Source organism: Duganella lactea (assembly GCF_009857505.1).
GTDB classification, from domain to species: Bacteria; Pseudomonadota; Gammaproteobacteria; order Burkholderiales; family Burkholderiaceae_D; genus Rugamonas; species Rugamonas lactea.
In genome coordinates, this window is the sequence record NZ_WWCP01000023.1 from 45789 (window position 1) to 71814 (window position 26026).

Annotated in this window: 19 protein-coding genes; 13 read left to right on the forward strand and 6 right to left on the reverse strand. The window is 64.1% G+C overall.

Annotated features, from left to right (window positions below):
* Positions 1 to 9 precede the first annotated feature (9 nt).
* Complete coding sequence (locus GTP44_RS17635; protein WP_161020466.1) at positions 10 to 1692, forward strand: methyl-accepting chemotaxis protein; 1683 nt, start codon at positions 10 to 12, stop codon at positions 1690 to 1692.
* An 87-nt stretch (positions 1693 to 1779) separates the two neighbouring features.
* Complete coding sequence (locus tag GTP44_RS17640; RefSeq protein WP_161020467.1) at positions 1780 to 3255, forward strand: methyl-accepting chemotaxis protein; 1476 nt, start codon at positions 1780 to 1782, stop codon at positions 3253 to 3255.
* A gap of 36 nt (positions 3256 to 3291) precedes the next feature.
* Here GTP44_RS17640 and GTP44_RS17645 read toward each other — a convergent pair whose 3' ends face one another.
* Positions 3292 to 4110, reverse strand: a complete 819-nt coding sequence (locus tag GTP44_RS17645) for a class I SAM-dependent methyltransferase (RefSeq protein ID WP_161020468.1) — start codon at positions 4108 to 4110, stop codon at positions 3292 to 3294.
* Between the two features lie 311 nt (positions 4111 to 4421).
* Between GTP44_RS17645 and GTP44_RS17650 the strand changes: the two genes are divergently transcribed.
* The 10 genes from GTP44_RS17650 to GTP44_RS17695 are packed head-to-tail and all read left to right on the forward strand — an operon-like array spanning position 4422 to position 17661.
* Positions 4422 to 6059: a TldD/PmbA family protein gene (locus GTP44_RS17650; RefSeq protein ID WP_161020469.1), complete on the forward strand. Its 1638-nt coding sequence runs from the start codon at positions 4422 to 4424 to the stop codon at positions 6057 to 6059.
* An 18-nt stretch (positions 6060 to 6077) separates the two neighbouring features.
* A complete protein-coding gene (locus tag GTP44_RS17655) occupies positions 6078 to 7415 on the forward strand; it encodes a TldD/PmbA family protein (protein WP_161020470.1) in 1338 nt (445 codons plus the stop codon).
* Positions 7415 to 9052 carry a TldD/PmbA family protein gene (locus GTP44_RS17660; protein ID WP_160992301.1) on the forward strand — a complete coding sequence of 546 codons (1638 nt, stop codon included), beginning with the start codon at positions 7415 to 7417 and terminating at the stop codon, positions 9050 to 9052. Before GTP44_RS17655 ends, GTP44_RS17660 begins: the two co-directional genes overlap by 1 nt.
* A 6-nt stretch (positions 9053 to 9058) precedes the next feature.
* The gene (locus GTP44_RS17665) at positions 9059 to 10396 is read left to right on the forward strand and encodes a TldD/PmbA family protein (RefSeq protein ID WP_160992302.1); all 1338 of its coding nucleotides are present in this window, start codon (positions 9059 to 9061) and stop codon (positions 10394 to 10396) included.
* Between the two features lie 17 nt (positions 10397 to 10413).
* The gene (locus tag GTP44_RS17670) at positions 10414 to 11037 is read left to right on the forward strand and encodes a DUF4159 domain-containing protein (RefSeq protein WP_161020471.1); all 624 of its coding nucleotides are present in this window, start codon (positions 10414 to 10416) and stop codon (positions 11035 to 11037) included.
* A gap of 2 nt (positions 11038 to 11039) precedes the next feature.
* A complete protein-coding gene (locus GTP44_RS17675) occupies positions 11040 to 12041 on the forward strand; it encodes an AAA family ATPase (RefSeq protein ID WP_161020472.1) in 1002 nt (333 codons plus the stop codon).
* A 23-nt stretch (positions 12042 to 12064) separates the two neighbouring features.
* Entirely contained in the window at positions 12065 to 12946 is an 882-nt protein-coding gene (locus tag GTP44_RS17680) for a DUF58 domain-containing protein (protein WP_229256966.1), read from the forward strand.
* The gene (locus GTP44_RS17685) at positions 12943 to 13995 is read left to right on the forward strand and encodes a BatA domain-containing protein (RefSeq protein ID WP_202424128.1); all 1053 of its coding nucleotides are present in this window, start codon (positions 12943 to 12945) and stop codon (positions 13993 to 13995) included. Before GTP44_RS17680 ends, GTP44_RS17685 begins: the two co-directional genes overlap by 4 nt.
* A complete protein-coding gene (locus GTP44_RS17690; RefSeq protein ID WP_161020474.1) occupies positions 13979 to 16015 on the forward strand; it encodes a DUF4175 family protein in 2037 nt (678 codons plus the stop codon). Before GTP44_RS17685 ends, GTP44_RS17690 begins: the two co-directional genes overlap by 17 nt.
* The gene (locus GTP44_RS17695) at positions 16012 to 17661 is read left to right on the forward strand and encodes a hypothetical protein (RefSeq protein WP_229256967.1); all 1650 of its coding nucleotides are present in this window, start codon (positions 16012 to 16014) and stop codon (positions 17659 to 17661) included. The genes GTP44_RS17690 and GTP44_RS17695 overlap by 4 nt, the downstream gene beginning before the upstream one ends.
* Here GTP44_RS17695 and GTP44_RS17700 read toward each other — a convergent pair.
* Positions 17658 to 18299 (reverse strand): pyridoxamine 5'-phosphate oxidase family protein, encoded by a 642-nt coding sequence (locus tag GTP44_RS17700; protein WP_161020475.1) that lies wholly within the window; start codon positions 18297 to 18299, stop codon positions 17658 to 17660. The genes GTP44_RS17695 and GTP44_RS17700 overlap by 4 nt on opposite strands.
* Before the next feature lie 83 nt (positions 18300 to 18382).
* Between GTP44_RS17700 and pdxR the strand changes: the two genes are divergently transcribed.
* A complete protein-coding gene (gene pdxR / locus GTP44_RS17705; RefSeq protein ID WP_161020476.1) occupies positions 18383 to 19909 on the forward strand; it encodes a MocR-like pyridoxine biosynthesis transcription factor PdxR in 1527 nt (508 codons plus the stop codon).
* Here the strand turns inward: pdxR and GTP44_RS17710 are convergent.
* The 4 genes from GTP44_RS17710 to GTP44_RS17725 form a co-directional block, all read right to left on the reverse strand.
* Complete coding sequence (locus GTP44_RS17710; RefSeq protein ID WP_161020477.1) at positions 19857 to 22268, reverse strand: TonB-dependent receptor plug domain-containing protein; 2412 nt, start codon at positions 22266 to 22268, stop codon at positions 19857 to 19859. The two genes, pdxR and GTP44_RS17710, sit on opposite strands and share 53 nt — an antisense overlap.
* Before the next feature lie 254 nt (positions 22269 to 22522).
* Entirely contained in the window at positions 22523 to 23299 is a 777-nt protein-coding gene (locus tag GTP44_RS17715) for a spermine/spermidine synthase domain-containing protein (RefSeq protein ID WP_161020478.1), read from the reverse strand.
* Between the two features lie 12 nt (positions 23300 to 23311).
* Positions 23312 to 24640 carry a sensor histidine kinase gene (locus GTP44_RS17720; RefSeq protein ID WP_161020479.1) on the reverse strand — a complete coding sequence of 443 codons (1329 nt, stop codon included), beginning with the start codon at positions 24638 to 24640 and terminating at the stop codon, positions 23312 to 23314.
* Positions 24637 to 26001 carry a sigma-54-dependent transcriptional regulator gene (locus tag GTP44_RS17725; protein ID WP_161020480.1) on the reverse strand — a complete coding sequence of 455 codons (1365 nt, stop codon included), beginning with the start codon at positions 25999 to 26001 and terminating at the stop codon, positions 24637 to 24639. Before GTP44_RS17725 ends, GTP44_RS17720 begins: the two co-directional genes overlap by 4 nt.
* Positions 26002 to 26026 lie beyond the last annotated feature (25 nt).

The following is a 26026-nucleotide window of genomic DNA, read 5'->3' on the forward strand; positions in this document are numbered from 1 at the left end:
AGAAACATCATGCTATCGACTTTGCAGGTGCGTACCAAGATTTTGATGTTGCTGGCGGTGGCAGTCATCGCTTTGCTGACGGTGATGCTGATCGCCTTCTCCGGCATGAAGACGCAGAGCGTCATGCTGGAACAGATAGGCAGGAACCGCATGCCGTCGGTGCAGTCGCTGCTGATCATCAACGAGGCGAAGACGGCGGTGCGCTCGGCCAGTCGCGCCATCGACGCGATGTCGGCGTATCCGGACGAGATGACTGACCTCGTTCAGCAGCTCAAGAACAAGCAGGAGGCCTGGGCCACCGCCGACAAGGCGTGGAAGGTGTATGAGCCGCTGCCGCAGGAGACCGAGGAAGCCGCGGTATGGAAGAATTTCGTCAAGCAGTGGGAAGCCTGGAAGCAGCGCGATACCGTCATCACGGACCTGGGCAATCAGATCGTGCGCGCCGAGCCCTCCAAGCGCCGCGAGCTGTTCACGGCGATGCATCAAACGCTGGCCGAAAACCGCGCGGCGTTTAGCGCGGCGGATGAAAGCCTCAACAAGCTGGTGGCGCTGAACATTCAGTACAGCGAAGGTGATGTGCTCAATGCGGAAGTCGCATCGGCCAGCGCGCTCAAGACCATGTACCTGGCGTCCGGGATCGCGCTGGCGCTGCTGGTGGTGATCGGGCTGCTGATCCTGCACGGCATCATGAAGCAGCTGGGCGGTGATCCCTCGTATGTGGCGGCCATTGTGCGCCAGGTGGCGGAGGGCGATCTGGCGGTGGATGTCCAGCTCAAGCCGGGCGACACCAGCAGCCTGTTGTCCTCGATGAAGGGCATGATCGAAAAACTGTCGCAGGTGGTGCAGGAGGTGAATAACGGCGCCGAGGCGCTGGCCTCGGCCTCGGAGGAGGTCAGCGCCACCGCGCAGGCCTTGTCGCAGGCGGCCAGCGAGCAGGCCGCCGGTACCGAGGAGACCAGTGCCTCGGTCGAGCAGATGACGGCGTCGATTTCGCAGAACACCGAAAACGCCAAGGTCACCGACAGCATCGCCAGCAAGGCGGCGGTGGAGGCGTCGGAAGGCGGCGAGGCGGTCAAGTCGACCGTCGCGGCGATGCAGCAGATCGCCAAGAAGATCAGCATCATCGACGATATCGCCTACCAGACCAACCTGCTGGCGTTGAACGCGGCGATCGAGGCGGCGCGCGCCGGCGAACATGGCAAGGGTTTTGCCGTGGTGGCGGCCGAGGTGCGCAAGCTGGCCGAGCGCAGCCAGGTGGCGGCGCAGGAAATCGAACAGGTGGCGTCGAGCAGCGTGCAACTGGCCGAGAAGGCCGGGCAACTGCTGGACGAGATGGTGCCGAATATCCGCCGCACCTCGAATCTGGTGCAGGAGATTACCGCCGCATCGGAAGAGCAGTCGGCCGGTGTGGGACAGATCAACGCCGCCGTCACGCAGTTGAGCCAGACCACGCAGCACAACGCCTCCAGCTCGGAGCAACTGGCGGCGACGGCGGAAGAGATGAGCGGCCAGGCGGAGCAGCTGCAGCACACCATGTCGTTCTTCAAACTGGCCGGAGGCACGCGCATGGTGCGCACGCCGGTTTTGACGCGCAAGCCGCCGCGTCATCAGCGGCCGGCGGTGGGCGTGGCGTCCAGCCGCCGCATGACTGAAGTGAGCGAGCCGGATGAGTCGCACTTCGTCAAATTCTGACCGCGACACGGTGAGTTTTAGCGAGATTTGAGCGTTCATAATGGTTCACAATGCATGTTGATTCGCGTCCTTTAGGAGTAGAAACCCATGTTCAAGCAAATGAAAATGGAGACCCGGCTGCATGCCGGGTTTGGCCTGATTGTGTTGCTGGTGGTGATGCTGGGCCTTGTCGCGTTCAGCAAGCTGGCATCGCTGCACGCTCATTGGAGCGACTTCGAAAAAGTCACGCTGGCCCGCAAGAACGCGGTGCTGGAAGGCGTGACCGCGCATGGCCGCGCCGTGCGTCACTTCAAAAATTACATCCTGCGCGGGCCCGACAGCAACGCGCAATTCCGCACCGAGATGGGTCTCATCGAAAAGGAGATGACGGTCTACCGCGAGGCCGGTCCGTTGTCGAATGAGGAGAATCTGCTGCTGGGCGAAGTGCTGGCTGGGGTCAAGGCTTATGACCATAGCATGACGCAACTGGAAGCCATGCACGAAAAGGGCATGACGGCGCTGGAGATGGACAAGAACATCAAGGGTGCCGATGAGGCTATCGCGAACGCCTTCCGCAAGCTGCTCAAGGTAAACGAGGCCGAAACGCAGCAGGAGTCAGAATCCATGCGCGAGGTCACGCAGTCGGCCAAGCAGATCATCCTGACGATGGACGTGGTCATCGCCATCCTCGGCTGCGTGCTGGCGGTGTGGATAGGCCGCAGCCTGACGGCGATTGTGCGCGAGGTGCAGGCGGTGGTGGTCGGGCTGTCCAGCTCCTCGCAGGAAGTCAGCGCGACGGCGCAGTCGCTGTCGCAGGCCTCCAGCGAACAGGCGGCGGGCGTGGAGGAAACCAGCGCCTCGATCGAACAGATGACGGCCTCCATCGCGCAGAACACCGAGAACGCCAAGATCACCGACGGTATCGCCACGCAGGCGGCGGTGGAGGCGGCGCGCGGCGGCGAGGTGGTGAAGGCCACCGCGTCGGCGATGAAGCAGATCGCCGGCAAGATCGGCATCATCGACGATATCGCTTACCAGACCAACCTGCTGGCGCTCAACGCGGCGATCGAGGCGGCGCGCGCCGGCGAGCATGGCAAGGGCTTTGCCGTGGTGGCGGCCGAGGTGCGCAAGCTGGCCGAACGCAGCCAGGTGGCGGCGCAGGAAATCAGCGAGGTGGCGGCGGACAGCGTCAAGCTGGCGGAGCAGGCCGGCGCCATGTTCGACGAGCTGGCGCCGAATATTCGCAAGACCTCGGAACTGGTGCAGGAGATCGCGGCGGCGTCGGAAGAACAGAGTTCCGGCGTGCGGCAGATCAATGGCGCGGTGATCCAGTTGAGCGAGACCACGCAGGTCAATGCGGCCAGTTCGGAGGAGCTGGCGGCGACGTCCGAGGAAATGAGCGCGCAGGCGGAACAGCTGCGGCGCTTGATGTCGGTGTTTAAACAGTACGCCGTGGATGACGCGCCACGCATGACCGCGCGGCGCCCGGCGGCGCTGAAGGCCGCCACGCCGGCGCGCCCGGCGCGCGCGCTGAATCTGGCCAGCGACAGCGCGCCGGACGAAAGCAAGTTCACGCGCTTTTAAAGTCGTATGGGGGCTTGCCCCCATACCCGGACTTGCTTATTTGGCGGGCTTGACGAACTTGAGCGTCATGCGGTCGCTCTCGCCGATGGCCTGATACCTGGCGCGGTCCTCATCCTTGTTGGTCAGGGTTGGCGGCAGCGCCCACACGCCGTTCTTGTGATCGGCCGTGTCCTTCGGATTGGCGTTCACTTCCGACTTGCCTGCCAGTTTGAAGCCGGCGTCCTCCGCCAGCTTGATCACATAAGCCTCGTGCATGTAGCCGGTGCTGGCGGTGGCGTCCTGCGTTTTCGACGCCGGCAGCCGGTGTTCCTCCACACCCAGCACGCCGCCTGGTTTGAGCACCGTGTACAGGTTGCTGAACAGGTCTTTCATCTTCTCCGGGCCAAGCGGAATCCAGTTGTGGATATTGCGGAAGGTGAGCACCATATCGACGCTGTTGGGCGGCGCCAGCTCATATTTGCGGCCCGGCGAGAACACGCCGACGGCGACCTTGTTGTAGGCTTCCGGCTTGGCGTTCAGGCGCGCCATGAAGCGCTCGGCGCCCTTGCGTTCATTCTCGTTCGGCGAGGCCAGGTCGCTGCCGCCGGTAATCAGCTTGCCGTGGTCGCGCAGGTAGGGCGCCAGGATCTCGGTGTACCAGCCGGCGCCCGGCGCCAGTTCCACCACCGTCATATTCGGCTTGATGCCGAAGAAGGTCAGCGTTTCGTACGGGTGACGATAGACGTCGCGTTTAACGTTGTCCGGCGTGCGCGTCGGCGCGGCGATCGCCGCTTTCAGCGCATCGTCCGCCAATGCGGCACTGTTCGCGCCCATCAGCATGGTGGTGGCCAAAGCCGCCAATACAAATCGTTTCATGCACAATCTCCTGAAGTGTGGTGGTGAGCGCGATCATCGGCCAAGCACGCAAACAGGTCAAGCGAAAAGGCGTGCGCACTTCGCCGGTGCACGGATCATCGGAGGACACCCGGTGGACACCCCGCGGACACTTTTCGGACACTCAAACGGACACTTCGGACAGTACAAATTGCCGCTTGCGCAACGCCAGCGGATGGCATACATTTTGCAATTGGTGTACTTGACCCGACGCTAATATTGCAAAAACCTTAGAACAAGCGACGGATATTCAGCCATATGGGCGGCTGGCCCACAACAATGTTGGAGAGAATATGGAACGACGTGCATTCCTCAATATCAGTAGTCTGGCTTTGGGCACCATGTTGCTGCCCACCTTCGGCCGCGCCATCGCCGCCGAAGAACTGCTCAAGCCAGTGGACCTCAAATTCAAGAAAGGGCTGGCCGACACCGCGATGACGGCCGCCACCCAGGCCGGCGCCTCGTACTGCGACGTGCGCGTGGGCCGCTACCTGAACCAGTTCCTCACCACGCGCGATCTGAACGTGGAAAATATCACCAACACCGAATCGGCCGGTGTCGGCGTGCGCGTGATCGCCGGCGGCGCCTACGGCTTCGCCGCCACCAACGACATGACGCCTGACGGCGTGGCCGCCGCCGCGCGCCAGGCTGTCGCCATCGCCAAGGCCAACGCCAAGCTGCAGACCGAACCCCTGATCCTGGCGCCGGTTAAAGGCGTGGGTGAAGTGTCGTGGGCCACGCCCATCGTCAAGGACTGGCGCACCGTCGCCATCAAGGACAAGGCCGAGTTGCTGATCGCCGCCAACAAGGCCGGCATGGACAGCGGCGCGAGCTTCATGCAGTCCTTGCTGTTCCAGGTGAATCAGCAGAAGTACTTCGCTTCCACCGACGGCTCTTACATTGACCAGGATATCCATCGCCTGTGGATGCCGTTCTTCGCCACCGCCGTGGACCAGAAAGAGAACAAGTTCCGCACCCGCCAGGGCCTGTCGGCGCCGGTCGGCATGGGTTACGAATATCTGGACGGCCGCAAGGAGCACAAGCTGCAGGCCGCCGGCGGCGTGACCACGCTGTACACCAAATCGTATGACCTGATCGAGGATGCGCGCCTGGCCGGCAAGCAGGCCAAGGCCAAGCTGAAAGCCAAGTCGGTTGAACCGGGCAAGTACGATCTGGTGCTGACGCCGGAGCATCTGTGGCTGACCATCCACGAATCGGTCGGCCACCCCACCGAGCTGGATCGCGTGCTGGGCTACGAGGCCAACTACGCCGGCACCAGTTTCGCCACGCTGGATAAATGGCAGAGCAAGAAATTCAAATACGGTTCGGACATCGTCAACATCGAAGCCGACAAGACCATCCCAGGCTCGCTGGGCGCGGTCGGCTACGACGACGAAGGCGTCAAGTGCAAGAACTGGGACATCATCAAGGACGGCATCCTGGTCAACTACCAGGCCACGCGCGACCAGGCGCACATCATCGGCGAGAAGGAGTCGCATGGCTGCTCGTATGCGGACAACTGGGCCAATGTGCAGTTCCAGCGCATGCCGAACGTGTCGCTCAAGGCGGGCAAGAAGAAGCTGACGCCGGACGAGATGATCAAGGACGTCAAAAAGGGCATCTACATCGTTGGCGACGGTTCGTTCTCGATCGACCAGCAGCGCTACAACTTCCAGTTCGGCGGCCAGCTGTTCTACGAAATCAAGAACGGCAAAGTGGGCCAGATGCTGGAGGACGTGGCGTATCAATCCAATACCCAGGAGTTCTGGAACGCCTGCGTGGGCATCTGCGACGAGCGCGATTGGCGCATGGGCGGCTCCTTCTTCGACGGCAAGGGCCAGCCGTCGCAGGTATCCACCGTGTCGCACGGCGCATCGACCACGCGCTTCAACGGCATCAACGTTATCAATACCGCCCGCAAGATCGGCTAAGCCCTGGAGAGAGACAATATGAAATTCCTGAGTCAAGAAGAGACCAAGCGTATCAGCGATAAAGTGCTGTCGCTGACCAAGGCCGATCAGTGCGAGGTGACCATCAACGGCAACCGTCGCGGCAATATCCGCTACGCGCGCAACGCGGTATCGACCGCCGGTTTGATCGAGGACACGCAACTGGTGGTGTCGGTCGCTTTCGGCAAGAAGCAGGGCACCGCTTCGATCAATGAATTCGACGACAAGTCGCTGGAAAAAGCCGTGCGCCGCGCGGAAGACCTGGCGCGCCTGGCGCCGGAAAATCCGGAGTTCATGCCGACGCCGACCAAGCAGGAATACAAGTCGACGCAGACCTTCTTCCAGAAGACCGCCGATATCGATCCGGACTTCCGCGCGCAGGTGGCGGCGTACAGCATCGAGAATTCGCGCAAGAACAAGCTGGTGGCGGCGGGCTTCTTCACCGATAGCACGCAGTTCACTTCCATCGCCAACTCCAACGGCGTGTTCGGCTATCAGACCGACACGGGCCTGGACTTCACGCTGACGGTGCGTACCGAAGACGGCCGTGGTTCCGGCTGGGTCAAGCGCAGCGTGGGCGATGTGAGCAAGTTCGATGCGCGCGCCGCGTCGGATGTCGCCATCGAGAAGGCCTTGCGTTCGGTGGATGCGAAGGCGCTGGAGCCGGGCCGCTACACGGTGATTCTGGAGCCGGCGGCGACCTCCGATGTGCTGGCGTATATGTTCAATTCCTTCGACGCGCGTTCGGCCGACGAGGGCCGCAGTTTCCTGTCGAAGAAGGGCGGCGGCAATCGTCTGGGCGAGAAGCTGTTCGATGAGCAGGTCAATGTGTGGGCCGACCCTTGGGACAAGGATGTCGCCGTGCTGCCTTGGGATACCGGCAGCATGCTGGCGCGCGAGCGTCAGGACATCATCAAGAACGGCCGTATCGCCAATCTGGATTACTCGCAGTACTGGGCAAAGAAGCAGGGCAAGCGCGCCATCGGCACGCCGGGCAATATCATCATGGCCGGCACCAGCAAGTCGACCGAGGAGCTGATCGCCAACACCAAGAAGGGCATCCTGGTCACGCGGACCTGGTATATCCGCATGGTGGACCCGCAGTCGGTGCTGCTGACCGGCTTGACGCGCGACGGCACGTTCTACATCGAGAATGGCAAGATCAAGCATCCGATCAAGAACTTCCGCTTCAATGAAAGCCCGGTGACGATGTTGAACAACATCGATGAAATCGGCAAGCCGGAGATTCTGTCGGGCGACGAGTCACAATTCCAGTTGCTGATTCCGGCGATGAAGGTCCGTGATTTTAACTTCACTTCTTTGTCGGACGCGGTGTAATGGAACGTCGTACATTTTTAAAAGTGGGCGCCGCCGCTGGCGGCAGCCTGCTGGTCCCGGTCTTCGGCAACGCCATCGCTGCCGAGGAACTGCTCAACCCCATGGCGGTGCAGTTCAAGAAGTCGCTGGCCGATGCCGCGATGAACGCGGCCACCAAGGCCGGCGCCTCGTATTGCGACGTGCGCATCGGCCGCTACCTGAACCAGTTCATCACCACGCGTGACCTGAACGTGGAAAACATCGTCAACACCGAATCGTCCGGCGTGGGCGTGCGCGTGATCGCCAATGGCGCTTACGGCTTCTGCTCGACCAACATCATGACGCTGGATTCGGTGGCCGATGCGGCGCGCCAGGCGGTCGCCATTGCCCGCGCCAACGCCAAGCTGCAAACCGAGCCGGTGGTGCTGGCGCCGGTGAAGGGCGTCGGCGAAGTGGCGTGGGCCACGCCGTTCAAGAAGGACTGGCGCGCGGTGCCGATCAAGGAAAAGGCTGAGTTGCTGCTGGCGGCGAACAAGGCGGGCCTGGATGCGGGCGCCAATTTTATGGCGGCCAACCTGTTCCAGGTGAACCAGCAGAAGTATTTCGCCTCCACCGATGGCTCCTACATCGACCAGGACGTGCACCGTCTGTGGTCGCCGTTCACCGCCACCGCTGTCGATAAAACCAGCGGCAAGTTCCGCACGCGCGACGGCCTGTCGTCTCCGGTCAGCATGGGCTATGAATTCTTCGACTGCAAACCGGAAAACCGCGTCAAGGCCGCCGGCAACGTGACCACGCTGTACAAGGGCGCGTATGACCTGATCGAAGACGCGCGCGCGGCCGGTCGCCAGGCGCGCGAGAAGCTGACCGCGAAAACGGTCGAACCGGGCAAGTACGATCTGGTGCTGTCGCCGGAACACCTGTTCCTGACTATCCACGAATCCGTGGGCCACGCCACCGAGCTGGATCGCGTGCTGGGCTACGAGGCCAATTACGCCGGCACCAGCTTCGCCACGCTGGACAAATGGAAGAGCAAGAACTTCAAGTACGGCTCCGACATGGTCAACTTCGTCGCCGACAAGACCACGCCGGCATCGCTGGGCCTCGTCGGCTACGATGATGAAGGCGTGGCGGCCAAGCGCTGGGACTTGATCCGCAACGGCATTCTGGTCAACTACCAGGCCACGCGCGATCAGGCCGCCGTCATCGGCGAGAAGGAATCGCACGGCTGCTCGTATGCGGATAGCTGGAGCAGCGTGCAGTTCCAGCGCATGCCGAACGTGTCACTGGAAGCCGGCAAGAAGAAACTGACGCCGGACGAGATGATCAAGGACGTCAAGAAGGGCATCTATATTCTGGGCCGTGGCTCGTTCTCGATCGACCAGCAGCGTTATAACTTCCAGTTTGGCGGCCAGTTGTACTTCGAGATCAAGAACGGCAAGATCGTCAACCAGCTGGAAGACGTGGCCTATCAGTCGAACACGCAGGAGTTCTGGAACGCCTGCTCGGCGCTGTGCGATGAACGCGACTGGCGCATGGGCGGCTCTTTCTTCGACGGCAAGGGCCAGCCTAGCCAGGTGAGCGCCGTGTCGCATGGTTCGCCGACCACGCGTTTCAATGGCGTCAACGTGATCAACACCGCTCGCAAAATAGGATAAGCAACGATGAAGATGCTGAACCAGGAAGAAGCAAAACGCATCTGCGACAAGGTCATGTCGCTGTCCGGCGCCGATGAATGCCGCGTGCAGATCAGCGGTGCCCGCAACGGCAACGTACGTTATGCGCGCAACGCCGTATCGACCGCGGGTCTGAATACGAATACGGAGCTGACCGTCAGCGTCGCTTTCGGCAAGCGGCAGGGCACGGCGTCGATCAATGAGTTCGACGACAAGTCGCTGGAGAAAGTGGTGCGCCGCGCGGAAGACGTGGCGCGGCTGGCGCCGGAGAATCCGGAGTTCCTGCCGGCGATTAAAAAGCAGGAGTACAAGCCGTCCGCCACGTTTAGCGAGGCCACGGCCGCCATCGATCCGGAGTATCGCGCGGAAGTGGCGGCGGCCAGCATCAACGCTGCGCGCAAGCAGGGGCTGATCGCTGCGGGATTCTTCAGCGATACCACCGGTTTTGAAACGGTGGCCAACTCGAACGGCGTATTCGGTTACCAGACCCTGAGCAATCTGGGTTTCACCGTGACCGCGCGTACCGAGGATGGCCGTGGCTCCGGCTGGGTGACCCGCTCCGCCAACGATGCCCGCAAGTTCGACGCCAGCGAGGCGTCCGCGATCGCCATCGAGAAGGCACTGAAATCGGTGGAGGCGAAGGCGCTGGAGCCGGGCCGCTACACCGTGATTCTGGAGCCGGCCGCGACATCGGAAATCATCGGCCGCATGTTCGGCGCGTTCGATGCGCGCCGGGCCGACGAGGGCCGCAGTTTTCTGTCGAAGAAGGGCGGCGGCAACCGCCTGGGCGAGAAGCTGTTCGATGAGCAGGTCAATATCTACGCCGACCCGTGGAATCCGGAGGTGCCGGTGCTGCCGTGGGATAGCCAGGCGATGCTGTCGCGCGAACGCGCGGACGTGATCAAGAACGGCAAGGTGGCGTCGCTGGACTACACCCGCTACTGGGCCGCCAAGCAGGGCCAGCGCGCCGTCGGCCGCCACGGCAACATGATCATGGCGGGCGGCGGCAAGTCGACCGAGGAGCTGATCGCCAATACCAAGAAAGGTATTCTGGTCACGCGGACCTGGTATATCCGCATGGTGGACCCGCAATCGCTGCTGCTCACCGGCCTGACGCGCGACGGCACGTTCTACATCGAGAACGGCAAGATCAAGCATCCGGTCAAGAACTTCCGTTTCAACGAAAGTCCGGTGACGATGTTGAACAACATCGATGAGCTGGGCAAGCCGGTGGTGATCGGCGGCGATGAGGTGCGTTATCAGATGCTGATTCCGGCGATGAAGGTGCGCGACTTTAACTTCACGTCGCTGTCGGACGCGGTGTAAGGTTCAGGGAAAAGCGCGTGGCCTCCTACGACTTCTATTTCACGCGCCTGACTTACGAGTCGGGCGACTGGGACGTAGATGTCCGCATGCCCAGCAACGTGCTCAATTCGCTGGTCGAGTACACGACCTTGCGGGTTGATCCCGTTGAGCGCATCGTCGCGCTGTCCGACCCGAAGATGCTGGAGGCGCCGTTCTGCTATTTCGCCGGCCACAAGCTGGTGCAGTTCACGGCGGCAGAGCGCAAGAATCTGGAACGCTACATCAAGGGCGGCGGCTTTTTGTTCGTGGACGACTGCAACCACGACATCGACGGCTTGTTCGCGAAATCGTTCGAGGCTGAAGTCGCCCGTATTTTCGGGCCGAAGACGCTGCGCAAGATCCCCAACAATCATCCGATCTACTCATGCTTCTTCAAGTTTGAAGACGGCCCGCCGAACACCTCGGTGGAATTGAACGGCTGGGGCGACGATCTGGTGCACGATTACCTGAAGGCGATCGAGATGGGCGGGCGTGTCCGGCTTTTATACAGCAACAAGGACTACGGCTGCGAGTGGGATTACGACTTCCGTAACAAGCGGTTTCTCGCGATCGACAACACCCGCTTTGCGGTCAATATCATTCAATATGCGTTGGGAGCTTAGTAATGGCTGATGGGGCTATCGCCTGGAGCGAAAATGAAATCGGCGCACTGACCGCCAAGGTGAAGGCGCTCAAGGCCAGCATGTCGCGCGTGATCATCGGTCAGGAGAACGTGATCGACTCGCTGATCATCTGCCTGCTGGCGGGCGGTCATGCGTTGGTGGAGGGCGTGCCGGGACTGGGCAAGACGCTGCTGGTGAAGTCGCTGTCGCAGGCGACCGATCTGGATTTCCATCGCGTGCAGTTCACGCCGGACCTTATGCCTTCGGATATCGTCGGCACCGAGATTCTGGAAGAGGACCATGCGACGCGCAAGCGCGAGTTCCGTTTCCAAAAGGGGCCGGTGTTCACGCAGGTGCTGCTGGCCGACGAGATCAATCGCGCGCCGCCGAAGACGCAATCGGCGCTGCTGGAGGCGATGCAGGAGCGTTCAGTCACCTTTGCCGGCCAGACGCACAAGCTGCCCAAGCCTTTCTTTGTGCTGGCGACGCAAAACCCGATCGAGCAGGCCGGCACGTATCCGCTGCCGGAGGCGCAGCTGGACCGCTTCCTGCTGCGTATCGATGTGGTGTATCCGAGCGAGGAGGAAGAAATCGCCATGGTCGCCGCCACCACGCATGCGGGCCTCAAAGACGCCGAGCCGGTGATGGATGTGGCGACGTTGCTGCGCTTGCAGCAGCTGGTGCGCGATATCGAGATTGGCGACCATTTGGTGACGTATGCCACGCGGCTGGTGCGCGCCACACGTCCATCGCTGACGACGGTGCCGGCGGTGCGGAAGCACATCGGCTGGGGCGCCGGTCCGCGTGCTGGCCAGGCGCTGGTGCTGGCCTCCAAAGCGCGCGCGCTGATGCAAGGCCGCCTGGCCGTCACGCGCGATGACATCGCAGAGATGCTGCTGCCTGTGCTGGCGCACCGCGTGCTGCGTAACTTCGAGGCGGAAGCGGACGGCGTGGCCATCGCCGACATCCTGCAAGCGCTGCGCGAGCATATCCGCCCAGAATAATGCAGGTTTCGGCGAGCGCAAATATGACGGCCATGATGGCCCGGACCAGAGATCTGGAACTGGTGATCCGCCACGTTCTGGCAGGACTGGGACACGGCATTCATGCGGGCCGCGAGCGCGGCGCCGGCGTCGAGTTTTCCGAGTACCGCGCCTATGCGCCGGGCGACGAATGGCGCCGCGTGGACTGGAAGCTGCTGGCCCGCGCCGACCGCTACTTCGTGCGCGAGGCGGAGCGCGACAGCCATGTCGCCGTCTGGCTTTGGCTGGACGCCACCGCATCGATGGCGGAACCCAGCCGCGATATCAACGGCGTGGACAAGCTGTGGTTCGCGCGCACCGTGCTGGCCTGCGTCGCCGCCATCGCCCAGCGCCAGGGGGACGCCTTCGGTCTGGTCATCTGCACCGGCGGCACGGTCGAATTCACCCCCGCCGCGCGCGGACCACGCCAGCTGCAACGGGTACTCGCCGCGTTGAACGGAGCTACGCCGCAAGGCAACCTGCCATCGTCCGAGACGCTGCGCGCCAGTCTGCATTTCGCCCGCGCTCCAAGCATGATCTTCGCCGCCAGCGATTTTCTGGATTGGCCATCGCCGCTCAGCGAAGCTTTGCTGCGCCTGCGGAACATGCGCCACGATGTACGCCTGCTCACGCTGCGCACGCAAGCGGAATTCGACGCCAGCTTTAAAACCGGCACCGGCTACCGCGATCCGGAGCGCGACGACGGCTTGCACCGCATGAGCAACGCCGACCGCGAACACTACAAGCAGCAAAGCCGCGCGCACTTCGACAGCGTTGTGGCCAGCTGCCGTCAACATAACATCGTCCACTATGAAGCGCGCATTGAGCAGCCGCTGAACAGCGTGTTGCGCAGCTGGCTGCAACCTGCGGGAGCGCGCGCAAAATGATCTTGAGTTCTTATCCGCTGTGGTGGCTGGCGCTGCCGGTCTTGCTGCTGCCAATCTGGTGGCATCGCCAGAAACGTCAGCGTCTGAAGGCCGAACCGCTGGCGACGGCGCGCTTCCTGCCATCGGCGCCGCCGGAGCAACTGCGGGTCTGGCAATGGCGCGACAAATTGCTGCTGCTGATGCGCTGCCTGATGCTGATCGCCTTGATCGCGTGGCTGGCAGCCACCATCTTCCCGTGGCGCGGCGACACCGTGCTGGTGGACGCTGGCGCCGATCGCGCATGGGTGGACCAGCAAATCGCCGCCGCTGGCTTTGGTGGCGCCACGCGCTTGCCGCTGCCGCAAGATGGCCTGGCATGGCTGCGTCAACACGAGCGTGATTGGCGCTCCGATGCAAAACTGCTGATCGTCGCCCGCGCCAACCAGCTCGCCATGCCCGCCCGTCTGCCGCAGTTCAGCCATCCGGTCGAACTGCGCACCACCGCAGGTCAGAGCACCGCCGTAGCGGCCTCCGAAAGCCATGTCGCGTTGGCTGCGCAGGAGACGAGCCAGCAGGCATGGCGATCATTGTTCGCCGCCTTTGACAGCGCCGGCAATCGCGCCAACCGTTACACGCTTGCCGCCGAACCGGGGGCCGCGACGACGCTGATCGTCTGGGATGCGCTGAACGCGAAGCCGCCGGCCGGTTGGCACGCTCCGCATTGGTGGGTTTCGTCGTCATCCACCTCAGCCTTCCCCGAACTGGCCAAGGCCTCAACGCTGATCATCAATGGCATCACGCTGAAATATGCCGACTCGCCGCGCGGCCGGCTGTGGACCTCGGACGCCTTCCCGCCACGCGACGCCGACACCGCGCACGCGCTCTACGAAGCATGGCAGAAGTTGTCTCCCGGTCCCGCGCCTGCCTACGCCACGCCATCGCAGACCTTCGCCGCTGCTCGCAGCGCATTGCCCGCCATCGTCAATGCCAGGCCGGTGATGTGGCTGGGCGTCGTGCTGCTGGTCCTCTTCATGCTTGAACGGATACTGACTCATGCCCGGCGCAACTGATCATCTGCGCAATCGCCTCTGGGCCGCCATTCTGCGCCGCCGTGCACCGCAATGGCTGGCCGCACTCGCGCCAATGCTGCTCGTCGCCATCGCGGCGCCGGTCGCGCGCACGCCAGCGCTGGCCGCTATCGCTGTCTGGGCAATCTGGCTGATCGCTGATGCCGTTCGCTGGCGCCAACGATTCGACAGCCAATGGACGTCGTGGCTGAACGCCGCCATTCCACAGTTGGAAGATAGCAGCAACCTGCTCGCCGCCGAGGCCCGAACAGTGATCGCCAAACTTCAGCAACAACGCCTGCAAGCCCGTCTCGCCGGCATTCTGACGAAAGACGACTACAAAGCCATCGCCCGCGCGCGCGTCGGCGTCGCCATGTTGCCGATTGCACTGGGCCTGCTAGCTGCGGGTGGAGCATGGATGTGGCATGGACAATCGGCCACCCAGGCGCAGCCGCCGGTGGCCGCGCATGCCAATAAACCCATCATCGATGGTGAAGTGTATCTGCGCGTGATGCCGCCGAAATACACCGGCGTGGTAGCTTTTGAAACCGGTGCGCGTGACATTCAGGTGCCGCAATATGCCGAAGTAGAATGGTGCGTCCGCAATGCGTCCGGCGCGCAGCCGGTAGTCGAACTGGGTGACGGCCAGACGCTGATCATTACACCGGCGTGTGCGAAACTCCGCGTTGAAGACTCGCTCTTCTGGCGGACACGCGGCAAAAATGCCACCCGCTACAACATCCGCGTCACGCTCGACCAGGCGCCGCAGGTGGTTGTTACCGAACCGGTGGAACTGATCCACCTGATGCCGAAAGACGCCAAGTCGGTCACCATCGCCGTCAGCGCAAAAGACGATTACGCCGTCGTCCGCGCCAGCCTGCACATGACGCTTGCACGCGGCAGCGGCGAGAACATCCGCTTCAGCGACAAGGAAGTGCCGCTACCGCAATCGTCCGATCCAAAATCGCGGCAGTGGAAAAAACAATGGACGCTGGCGGAACTCGGCATGGAGCCCGGCGATGAACTCTACTTCTTCGTTCGCGCCACCGACAACGCGCCGGACAATCCGCACACCGCGCAATCGCCAACCTACACGTTGCGCCTGCCGGGGCCTGACGCCGAAAGCCTTGACGCCACCGCTTTGCCATCGATGACCAAGCCGGAAAACCTGCGCAGTCAGCGCCAGATCATCATCGACACCGAGCAGCTGGTGGCTGACCTGAAGGCCAACCCGAACATGTCCGCCGCCACGCTGCGCGGCCGCAGCGAAGGCATCGCCGCGGACCAGGCCACGTTGCGCTTGCGCTATGGCCAGTTCCTTGGTGAAGAATCCAGCCTGTTTGGCGATGAAGAGCACGAACATCATGAGCATCACGAGCACGGAGGCGAAAAGGCCGGCGGCGAAATCGCCGTGATGAAAGAGTTTGGCCACGCCCACGACCAGCAAGATAACGCGACGATTTTCGACCCGCAAACCAAGGCAGTCCTCAAGCGCGCGCTGGCCGCGATGTGGGATGCGGAAAAATCGCTGCGCGCGGTCTCGCCGAAGACCGCCCTGCCGCCAGAGTACAAGGCGCTGGAAGCCATCAAGGAACTGCAAGCCGCGGAACGCGTCTACCTGCACCGCACGGCCTTCGTGCCGCCGGCGCTGAAAGAAGAGAAACGCATGACCGGCGATATGGTCGGGGCCATGAGCTACAAGCGCGCGCAAGGCGTGGTCAACGAAACGGTGCCGGCCGAGGTGCGGGATCTGGTGCAGGCATTGTCGCAGGACGGTGCGCTACCGGCCCTGTGGAGCAAGGCGGCGCGCGACACCATCGCCGCGCGCATCTCCGATCGGGAACAGAAACTCAACGCGCAGCGCGCGGTGCAGGATGTACAGGATGGTTGCGTGCCATGCCGCGCCGGGCTGCGAGCCTGGCTGCGCGGCACGCTGAATGATGCGCCGGTGTTGTTGCAGGCACGGCCTGCCGTGGATTCACCATTCCGCCAGGCGTGGCAGGGTAAGGAGCAGGGCAAATGATGATGGCTACCGATCTGGCGGCATGGGCGTCATCGCTCGGCGCCTTGGTGGCGGGCGTGGTGAGCGCCGTGCTGTATGGCCGCAAGCGCCGCTGGCCAGACGCGCTGCTGGCCGGTCTGGCTGGCGCCGCGCTCGCCGTCACGCTGGCGGATGTGCGTCTGCCTGCCGCCGCCGCGAGGCCGCTCCTGGTCAGCACGGAAACGGGCCGCATCAGTGATGCCGACCGCTTGGCAATCCCCGCCGCCGCCGGCATCGTGCTGCGTGGCGATGGCGTGCGAGAAGCGGAATGGCGTGACTTGCCTGCGCGCGCGCTGAAATGGAAACCCGCGCCTGCGGATTTGCTGTGGCTCGACTTCCCGCGTTCGATGTCGCTGGGACGTATTTTTACGCTGTCCGCGCGGCGCTCCGATACGAAGGCGGTGTGGCGCTTGCAGCTGCTGGCCGAGAACCAGCAGGTATTGGCGGATTCCGGGCCATCGTCGGCCGGGCAGTTGTCGGTGCAGTGGCTGCCGCCGGTGGCGGAAACCATGGTGCTGCAAGCGCGCCTGCTGGATGCCAACGGGAATAACATCGCCCAGGGACCGATTCCCTTGCAAGTGAAGGAGCCGTTGCCGCTGCAGATTCAGGGCCGTTTTGATGCCCCCTCATTCGATGCACGGGTGTTGAATCAGTTGCTGGCGGACGGCGGTGCGATCCTCGACTGGAACGTCACATTGGGCAAGGCGATAGCGCGCAGCGAGACGCCGCGCGCCGACTTGACCGCGCCGAATGCGATGGTTGTCGACGCGGCTTACGTCGAGCATCTGAGCCCGTCGGCACGCGCGGCGTTGATGGCGCAGACGGCCAAAGGTGCGCCGCTGGTGGTGTTGGGCGGGAACGCTGCGGACGCCGGCGTGTGGCAGCGGGATTTTGGCTTGCGCTTGCAGCCGCAGTCGCCGACCACGGAGAAGGAAGACATGCGGCAGTTCGGCCAGGCGCTATCCATGCCGCCGGCCTGGCTGAATCCCGCTGCTGGCGTTGCGGTGCCGTGGACTGTGCTGGCGCGTGATGACAAGCGGCAGGCTTGGCTTTGGCAGCGCGCTTTGGGGGCGGGCCGCGTGGTGTGGATCGGCGTGGCGGATTGGCATAAGTATGCAATCAGCGCGCCGCGGGCTTTGGCCTTGTGGTGGCAATCGGCCATGGACGGTATTGCGCTCGCTGGCGTGCAGAAAACAGCGTGGCAGTTGAATGATCCGATGCCCGTGCCGGGGTTGCGCAGCGAGGTATGTGTGCAGGGCGTGAAGGCCGGGACCGCGCTGTTGGCCGAGGGCTACGCGGCGCTGTCGCTGCAGCCGCGCACTGACAAGGCGGATGGCGTGTGTGCGGCGTTTTGGCCGCGAAAGGCGGGTTGGGTGAAGTTTGGCGCGGATGGCATGGCGGCGCCGGGGCTGGCATATGTGTATGCGCGGGGCGATTGGCCCGCATGGCAAAAGGCCCTGCGCCGTGACGCCACGCAGCAATACGCGGCGCGGGCGATCGCTAACGTCGCACCACCGCCCGCCGTTGGCGCACCGCTGCCGATTGCGCCGTTTGGCGTGCTGTTTGCGCTGTCGATGCTGGCGTTGTGGTGGCGCGAGCAGCGGGCGGTGGCGGGACCGGACGCTTAGGCGCCGCGCTGCCAGTCTCGCACGTAGAAGGGGGCTTCGATGCCGCAGTCTGGCGCCGGCTCCGGAGCGAGCGCTGTGCGCGTCCACGGCAGTACACCGGCCCATGCCGGCCAGCTGAGGTCTTCCTCATCATCCTTCGGGCCGCCGCTGCGCACTTTGCAGGCCGCTTCCGCCAGTGAGATGCGCAGCACGGTCGTGGCGGCGTACTCCTTGTCCGAGCCGGGACGGACGTCGGCCTGGCGGCCGGGAACGATCTTCTCCATGAACGCTTCCATCGCCTGCCGCGCTCCGGCATCTTCCACCTTTTCAAAACGGCCGTAGACCATGGCCGAGCGGTAGTTCATCGAATGGCTGAATGCCGACCGCGCCAGCACCAGTCCATCCAGATGCGTGATGGTCACGCAGCATTCGCTTTCCAGCAGGCGTTTCACCATGCGGCTGCCGTTGGATCCGTGGATGTAAAGATGATCGTGCTCACGCCAGCAGGCCGTGGGGATGCAGTGCGCGCCTTTGCCGTCGCTGAAGGCGATGTGACACAAATAGGCATCATCGATGATGGCGTGCAGCATGGCGCTGTCGTATTGCGCGTTGTTGGCAACGCGGCGAATACGCGTCCGATCGGTCAGTGCTTGGTTCATGGCTCTCCTCGTAAAAATCCTAATATAATGAAATACTGGCTCTATCAGTAGAGCCATGGATGACTATTTTTATGGAGCCAGAAATGGATCTCGCCCTGCTGATCAATGGCTATGCGGAACAGCATCGCCAGCTTGGATGGCCGCGCCAGCGGCTGCTGCATGAGTGCCTGCGCGCCGCGATACGCGAGGGCGCGCTGGCTGCCGGCACCAGGCTGGCCGCATCGCGCGTGTTGGCGGAGGAGCTGGGCGTGGCGCGCAATACGGTGTTGTACGCCTACGAGCAGCTGGCCAGCGAGGGTTTCGTGAGCACCGACCGGTGCGGCACGGTGGTCGCGGCGGTGGCCGTGGCGGCACCCGCAGTCCGGCGCTCGGTCAGCACGCCGCAGGCCGGTCTGGCGCGGCGCATGCGTAACCTGCGTGCGGTATCCGGCGATGCCTCGCGCATGGGGCCATTTTTGCCTGGCGTGCCGGCGCTGGATCACTTTCCGCTGGCGTTGTGGCGGCGTCTGATCGAACGCGCGCTGCGCGGCCTGACGCTGGCGCAGCTTAATTACGGCGACCCTGCTGGCGAGCCGCAACTGCGCGAGGCGATTGCCGGCCATCTGCGCGCCGCGCGCGGCGTGGTGTGCGAAGCCGGCCAGGTGTTCATCACCGATGGCACCCAAAGTGGTTTGGATTTGTGCATGCGCGCGCTGGCCGATACTGGCGACACGGTCTGGATCGAGAATCCCGGCTACACCGGTGCGCTGGCGGCGGCGCGCGGCGCCGGGCTGGCGGTGGCCGGCATCGATGTCGATGAGGAGGGCATTGCGCCGGCGGCGGACGATTGGCTGCTGCGGCCTCCGCGCCTGATCTACACCACGCCGTCGCATCAGTACCCGGTTGGCAGCGTGCTGAGTCTGCGTCGCCGCCACGCGCTGATCGGCGCCGCCCGCAAGGCCGGGGCGCTGATCATCGAGGACGATTACGACAGCGAATTCCGCCACGACGGCGCCCCGCTGCACGCGATGCAGGGCCTGGCGCCGGATGCGCCGGTGGTCTATCTCGGCACCTTCAGCAAGACCATGTTCCCGGCGCTGCGCATCGGCTTTATCGTTGTGCCGGCGGCGCTGGCGGAAGCGTTTGCGCAGATGCGCAGGCAATCGTCGGCGCGCGGCCGGCCGGCGGAGCAGATGGCGTTGGCCGAGTTCCTGCGCAGCGGCCAGTTCGCGCTGCACCTGCGGCGCATGCGCCGCCTGTATCGCCAGCGCCGCGATGCGCTGGTGGCCGCGCTGCAACTGCATCTGGGATCGGTGGCGACGGTGCACGGCGCCTCGGCGGGCATGCACCTGTCGCTGCGCTTCAACGATGCCCGCATCGACGACATGGCCGTGGTGGCGCAAGCGGCCAAGCAGGGCATCGCCGTCAATGCGCTCAGCACGCACGACACGCAGGGCGTATCAGGCTGGAAGGGATTGATGCTCGGCTACGCACAAGTGCCGGCCGAGCGGATGGAGGAACTGGTGAAGCGGTTGGCAGCGGTGATTCACCTTGCGGCTTACGCTGCCAACCCGCAGCTTAAAACGCCGTGTCAGCCCGCACGTAGAACGAACGGCCGTTCACGCCGATAGGGCAGGTCTCCCAGCAGCGGGTGAAGCCCAGTTTCGGGAAGTCGCCGCCGTTGGTCCACTCGTTCGGCAGCTGGTTGAACGCGTTGTTCACGCCCGCGCTGAGGAAGGTGCGCTTGCTGAAGGCATAGCGTACCGTCGCATCGACCAGCCAGCGCGCATCCCATTTCTGCAGAGGGCTGAAGTTTTCCGCATACACCTCGCCGTAGTAGTTGGCGCGGGTGGTCACGTTCCATGCGCCGACCGTGTAATCGGCGGCCACCACGTGGTGCTTGCGTGGCTGGCCGTGTTCGATCAGCGTCACCTGCGATTTGTCGAACAGCTTCTCGCCGCTCAGCACACTGGAGGTCGAATGGCGTTTGGTGACTTCGGTCTTGTTGAAGCCCAGTTGACCCGACAGCACCAGCGTGGACGCGTCGAACTTGGTGGTGTGCACCGCCACGATGTCCAGGCCACGGGTGCGCGTATCCACCGCGTTGGTGAAGAACTGCGCCTGGCCCACGCCCAGCGGACGCAGGATGTTGGCGATCGGGCCGCCGCCGGCTTCCGGCGCGATCTCGCTGGAGAAGACGATGCGGTCCTTGATCTTGATCTGGTACGCGTCCGCTGTCAGCGAGAAGTTCTGCGCCGGACGGAACACCACACCGACGCTGCCGCTGGTCGAGGTTTCTTCCTTCAGCGGCTTGATGCCGAAGGCCTGCGTGACGGCGCTGCCCTGGCGCGCGGTCAGCGTTTCGGTCAGCACGCCGTTATTCAGATTGGTGGACACGGAGCTGTAGAACTCCTGCTGCACGCTCGGCGCGCGGAAGCCGGTGGAGGCGCTGGCGCGGAAGCCCAGTTCCTTGGTCGGGTCGAAGCGCGCACTCAGCTTGCCGGTGACGGTGTTGCCGAAGTCCGAGTAGTCCTCGTAGCGCACCGCGCCGCCCAGCGTCAGCGTGTCGACCGGTTTGGTCTCGGCGTCAAGGAACAGGGCGATGTTGTGACGGCCCGAATCGACCGCCGTGCCGGGCGTGTAGCCAGGGAATCCCTGGATGCCGGCGGCGGCCGTGGCGCCGCCAGGCGTGACGATGTTGATGGCCGGGTTGTTGGTGCGGCCATACTGGTAGGAGACCGGATCGCCGGCGATGATCTGGTAGTTGTCGCGGCGGTACTCGAAGCCGGTGGCCAGCGAGACGGTGGTGTCGCCGAATTTGACCGGACCCTTGACGTCGGCGTTGAAGGTCAGCTGCGAGAAGCGCAGCGTGCCGGTGTCCGCTTCGCGCGGCGATTCGGCGTAGATGCCGCCGCCCGGTTTCGGTTCGTACCAGTAGCTGACGTTCAAGCTGTTCGACTCGTGGAACGCCAGTTCGCTCTGGCCGTAGTTGATGCTGATGTCGGCCTTCCAGTCGCTCGGCAAATCGCGGCGGTAGCCGAAGGCCCACGACGCATCCTTGATGTCGGTGCTGATCGCCGGCAGGAAGCCATTCGGATACACGGCGGCGACGGTGCGGGCGTCGCCGGCCGAACGGAAGAAGCCATACGAATCGCTGGTGCGCTTGGAGACGCCGCCGAAGGCGTAGAACTCGCTGTGGCTATCGATCGGCAGCGCGCCGTTCCACCACAGGTAGGCGTCCTTGGTGTTGCTGTCGCCGATGTGCTGCGTGACGCGCGGAGGATTGGCGCGCAGCGAATCCGGGCCGGCGCGGTTGGTTTCGCCGCGCTTGCGCGCTTCGGCGGTCAGGTTGATAAAGCCGCCGTTCTCGCCCAGCGCGAAGCCGCGATTGACGCTGCCCGAGTACAGGTCGCCGTCGCCTTCCGAGGTGGTGCCCAGCTGGCCGCTGAGCGCCGTCTCGCCGATGTTCGACTTCAGTACGATGTTGATCACGCCCGCGATCGCATCCGAGCCGTATTGGGCGGCGGCGCCGTCGCGCAGCACCTCGATGTGGTGGATGGCCGCCAGCGGAATGGCGTTGATGTCGGTACCGGCCGAGCCGCGACCGATGGTTTGCTGCACGTTGACCAGCGCCTGCTGGTGGCGGCGCTTGCCGTTGATCAGCACCAGCACCTGGTCCGGGCCCAGCGAACGCAGGGTCGCCGGGCGGATCGAGTCGGTGCCGTCGCTGATGAAGGTGGTGGAAAAATTGAACGACGGGTCCAGCGTTTGCAGCAGCTTGCCCAGCTCCAGCGGGCCGGCGGTCTGCAGGTCTTTCTGGCTGATCAGGCCTACCGGCGACGAGGTGTCCAACGCGCTCTTGGCGACGGAGCGCGAGCCCAGTACCACCACGGTTTGTTCATCGGGCGTTTGCGCCTGGGCGGTTTGCGCCGCCAGCAGCAGGATGGCGCTGGCGAGCAGGGTATGTTTGAAATGCGGGGTTGTGGTCATTGTTTTTCTCTCTTGTATTTTAAGACGGCCAGTGGGGGGACGGCCGGTCGAAAAATACTAAGGGAGGGGTTCCACTCGCGCCAACGCGACTTGCGGGTCAACGTTGTGAAATAAGCACATTTGCTGATAATTCGTGCTTTGCCAACGAATGTATCGTAAGCTTGCCGGCGATACCGGCATGCGCTGTGCAAACGTGGGTAAAAAAGTGTGGCGCACACGCATCGGTATGCGACGAGCGCATATCGATATGCGGTTTATTGCTGGTCCAGCATCCAGCCTTTCAGGCCATTGACCCAGGTTTTCGCCGGCAGGTTCAGGATCTTTTTGATCTCCGCCGCACGCTCATACAGCACGCTGAAATCCAGCGACGGCGCGTTCTTGAAAGCGATGACGACGATATTCGCGTCGTGCACCTCCGGCAGCCACACCACGGCGTCGAACACCAGTTCCATGGTCTGCAGATTCTTGTCGTAGTTGGTGAAGTCGTCGCCGAACACGTTGGTGGTCATGATGCCGCCGTCGCGCAGCACGTCGGCGCAGCCCTGGTAGAACTCCTGCGAATCGAGCACCGGACCGCGCGCCTCCTCGTCGTACAGGTCCACCTGCAGCACGTCGACCGTGTTGCGGTTGGCCGGATCGAGCACGAAGTCCATCGCGTTCATTTCGCGCACAGCGAGGCGCTCGTCGTTGGACGGCAGCGCGAACTGCGCCTGGCACATGGCGATGACGTTGGGATTGAGCTCGATGGCGGTGACGCGCGCCTGCGGCAGGCGGCGGTAGCAGAACTTGGTCAGCGCGGCGCTGCCCAGGCCCAGTTGCACGATGTGGCGCGGCTGGTCGATGAAGAGTAGCCACATCATCATCATCTGGATGTATTCCAGTTCGATGTTATCCGGCTTGGTGATGCGCATCGCGCCCTGCACCCATGAGGTGCCGAGATGCAGGCTGCGCACGCCCTGGAATTCGGTGATGGTGGCCGGCGGGTGGCCGGGCTGGTCGAAACGGACGGCGGGGGATAAAGACTTGGACATGCCGCTAGTTTATCAGGCCAGCGGCAACAGCATCGTCACCGTCAGCCCGCCGCCTTCGCGGTTGCTCAGCGTGATGCGGCCGCCGTGCGCCTCGGCGATCTCGCGCGCCAGCGCCAGGCCCAGGCCGGTGCCGCTGCGTTTGGTCGAGTAGAACGGCACCAGCGCGTTGGCCAGCACGGCGTCGCTCATGCCGGGGCCGCGGTCCTGCACATCGATGCGGACGCCCTCGCGCAGCTTGCGCACTTCCAGACGTACCTCGCCGGCCGGCGAGCCGGATTCGTGGGCGTTCTTCAGCAGGTTGATGAGCGCCTGTTCCAGCTGGGCGGGATCGAAGGCGCCCGGCTCCGGCGGCGCTTCGCCGGTCTGCTTGAAGATCACCTGTTCGCCCAGTTGTTCGATGAACGGCTGCCAGGGCTGCGCCTCGATGCGCGGCGCCGGCAGCTTGGCGAAGCGCGCATAGCCGAGGATGAAGCTCTCCAGGTGGCGCGTGCGTTCGCCGATGGTGCCGAGGATTTGCGGCAGCTTCTCCGTTTGCCCGCGCCGCACCAGTTCCGCGCCGGAGTGCGCCAGCGAGGTCAGTGGCGCCAGCGAGTTATTCAGTTCGTGGCTGATCACGCGGATGACTTTTTTCCAGGTCTGCACCTCCTGCCGGCGCAGTTCCATCGTCAGTTGGCGCAGCAGCAGCAGTTCGTGCTTGCGGCCATTCAGGTTGAAGCTGCGGCGCGCCAGGTGGTAGACATCCTCCTCTTCGCCGTCCTTGGTGGTGAACAGGCCGTCGCCGCCACGCGCCAGGGCTTCCAGCAGTTCCGGCGCCACGCGGGTGAGAACCTCGTCCAGCCTGTGGCCTTCGAGCTTGCGGCCGTCGTTCAACAACTGGCGCGCGGCGATGTTGGCGTAGACGATCGGGCCGGACTCGCTGACCAGCAGCATGGCGACCGGCGTGTTCTGCACCATGGTGTCGAGCAGCAGTTCGCGCTGCACCAGGTCGAGCCGCTGCTGGCGCAGCACGTCGCCGAGGGCGTTGTGGGCGGCCACCAGGTCGCTCAGTTCATCGTTCTGCGGCCAGTGCAGGCTGAAGGAAAAGTCGCCGTCCTGGTAGCTGGTGACGGTGCCGGTGAGGGCGCGGAACAGCGACAGCATGCGCTGCAGCTCCGCGCGGATGGTGATGATGGCGAGCGGGATCACGCACAGCAGGCAGACGCCGATCACCAGGCCGGGATTTTTCGGGAAGTAGTGTTCCAGCGCGAGCGCGATCAGCATGCCGAGCGTGAGCAGGGTGCCGATCAGCGCCGTCCAGCGCGTGAGCAGCGAGAGCCGCAGGCCGCGCCGGCGTTCCGTCATGGACGCACGATGCCCAGCCGCTCCATGCGGCGGTACAGCGCCTGGCGCGACAGGCCGAGTTCCGCCGCCGCCTGCGCCACCACGCCGCCGGCGCGGCTCAGCGCCAGGCTGATGGCGTCGCGGTCCGGCTCGCGGTGGGCGTCATCGGCCAGGCCGGCCACGCCGCCCGCGTTGTCGGCGGCGGCGGGCAGGCCGAGATCGGCCACCTTGATCACATCGCCGCTGGCCAGCAGGCTGGCGCGCAGCATGACGTTTTTCAGCTCGCGCACATTGCCCGGCCATGGGTGCGCCAGCAGCGCCGCCTGCGCATCCGGATGCAGTTGCAGATTCGGCTGCGGGCCGAGGAAGTGCATCGCCAGCGGCAGGATGTCGAGCGGGCGCGCCGCCAGCGGCGGCAGCCGTAGCTCGATCACGTTCAAACGGTAGAACAGGTCCTCGCGGAAGGCGCCGGTCTTGATCATGGCCGGCAGGTCGGCATTGGTGGCGCTGACCACGCGCACCTTGACCTGACGCTCGCGGTTGGAGCCGAGCCGCTCGAAGCGCCCGGTCTCCAGCACCCGCAGCAGCTTCATTTGTCCGGCCAGCGGCAGATTGCCGATTTCGTCGAGGAACAGCGTGCCGCCGTCGGCCGCCTCGAACTTGCCTTCACGCGCCTTGGCGGCGCCGGTGTAGGCGCCGGCGTCGGCACCGAACAATTCGGCCTCGATCAGCTCCGCCGGCAGCGCGCCGCAGTTGAGCACCACGAACGGCCCGTTGCGCACCGAGGAATTGGCCTGGATGATTTCCGCGATCCGTTCCTTGCCGGTGCCGTTGGGACCGGAGATCAGCACCGGCACGTCGGCGCGCGCCACCTGGCAGGCCAGATGAATCACACGCTCGGTGGCCGGGTCCTGGAACACCATGCCGCGCAGATCGTGGCCGCGTTCCAGCTCGCGGCGCTGGCGCAGCTCCCCCTGCACCCGCTGCTGCAAGGCGCGCTTGGCCTGTCCCAGTTCGATCAGGTTGTTGACGGTGGCGATCAGCTTGTTGTCGTCCCACGGCTTGGCCTGATAATCGGCGGCGCCGGCCTTGATCAGGTCCACCGCCGCGTCCAGGTGGGTCCACGCGGTCAGCAGGATCACCGGCAGGTCCGGATGGCGCGCGCGGATCGCGCGGAACAGCGCCGCGCCCTCCTCGCCGGAGGTGGTGTCGGCGCTGAAGTTCATGTCCTGGATCACCAGGTCCACGCTGTGCTGTTCCAGCAGCGTCAGGCCCTCCTTGGGCGAGGCGGCGCGCAGCGCCGCGATATCGTGCAGCGAGAACAGCACGTCGAGCGCCACGGCCACGGCGGCGTTATCGTCGATTATCAGTACGGTAGGCATGCCGCCAGCATAACACTGTCGCGGC

Bases quoted from the DNA above. Each gene is read 5' to 3' on its own strand.
- GTP44_RS17635 (WP_161020466.1), top strand. From the start codon at position 10: ATGCTATCGACTTTGCAGGTGCGTACCAAGATTTTGATGTTGCTGGCG.
- GTP44_RS17640 (WP_161020467.1), top strand. From the start codon at position 1,780: ATGTTCAAGCAAATGAAAATGGAGACCCGGCTGCATGCCGGGTTTGGC.
- GTP44_RS17645 (WP_161020468.1), bottom strand. From the start codon at position 4,110: ATGAAACGATTTGTATTGGCGGCTTTGGCCACCACCATGCTGATGGGC.
- GTP44_RS17650 (WP_161020469.1), top strand. From the start codon at position 4,422: ATGGAACGACGTGCATTCCTCAATATCAGTAGTCTGGCTTTGGGCACC.
- GTP44_RS17655 (WP_161020470.1), top strand. From the start codon at position 6,078: ATGAAATTCCTGAGTCAAGAAGAGACCAAGCGTATCAGCGATAAAGTG.
- GTP44_RS17660 (WP_160992301.1), top strand. From the start codon at position 7,415: ATGGAACGTCGTACATTTTTAAAAGTGGGCGCCGCCGCTGGCGGCAGC.
- GTP44_RS17665 (WP_160992302.1), top strand. From the start codon at position 9,059: ATGAAGATGCTGAACCAGGAAGAAGCAAAACGCATCTGCGACAAGGTC.
- GTP44_RS17675 (WP_161020472.1), top strand. From the start codon at position 11,040: ATGGCTGATGGGGCTATCGCCTGGAGCGAAAATGAAATCGGCGCACTG.
- GTP44_RS17680 (WP_229256966.1), top strand. From the start codon at position 12,065: ATGACGGCCATGATGGCCCGGACCAGAGATCTGGAACTGGTGATCCGC.
- GTP44_RS17685 (WP_202424128.1), top strand. From the start codon at position 12,943: ATGATCTTGAGTTCTTATCCGCTGTGGTGGCTGGCGCTGCCGGTCTTG.
- GTP44_RS17690 (WP_161020474.1), top strand. From the start codon at position 13,979: ATGCCCGGCGCAACTGATCATCTGCGCAATCGCCTCTGGGCCGCCATT.
- GTP44_RS17695 (WP_229256967.1), top strand. From the start codon at position 16,012: ATGATGATGGCTACCGATCTGGCGGCATGGGCGTCATCGCTCGGCGCC.
- GTP44_RS17700 (WP_161020475.1), bottom strand. From the start codon at position 18,299: ATGAACCAAGCACTGACCGATCGGACGCGTATTCGCCGCGTTGCCAAC.
- pdxR (WP_161020476.1), top strand. From the start codon at position 18,383: ATGGATCTCGCCCTGCTGATCAATGGCTATGCGGAACAGCATCGCCAG.
- GTP44_RS17710 (WP_161020477.1), bottom strand. From the start codon at position 22,268: ATGACCACAACCCCGCATTTCAAACATACCCTGCTCGCCAGCGCCATC.
- GTP44_RS17715 (WP_161020478.1), bottom strand. From the start codon at position 23,299: ATGTCCAAGTCTTTATCCCCCGCCGTCCGTTTCGACCAGCCCGGCCAC.
- GTP44_RS17720 (WP_161020479.1), bottom strand. From the start codon at position 24,640: ATGACGGAACGCCGGCGCGGCCTGCGGCTCTCGCTGCTCACGCGCTGG.
- GTP44_RS17725 (WP_161020480.1), bottom strand. From the start codon at position 26,001: ATGCCTACCGTACTGATAATCGACGATAACGCCGCCGTGGCCGTGGCG.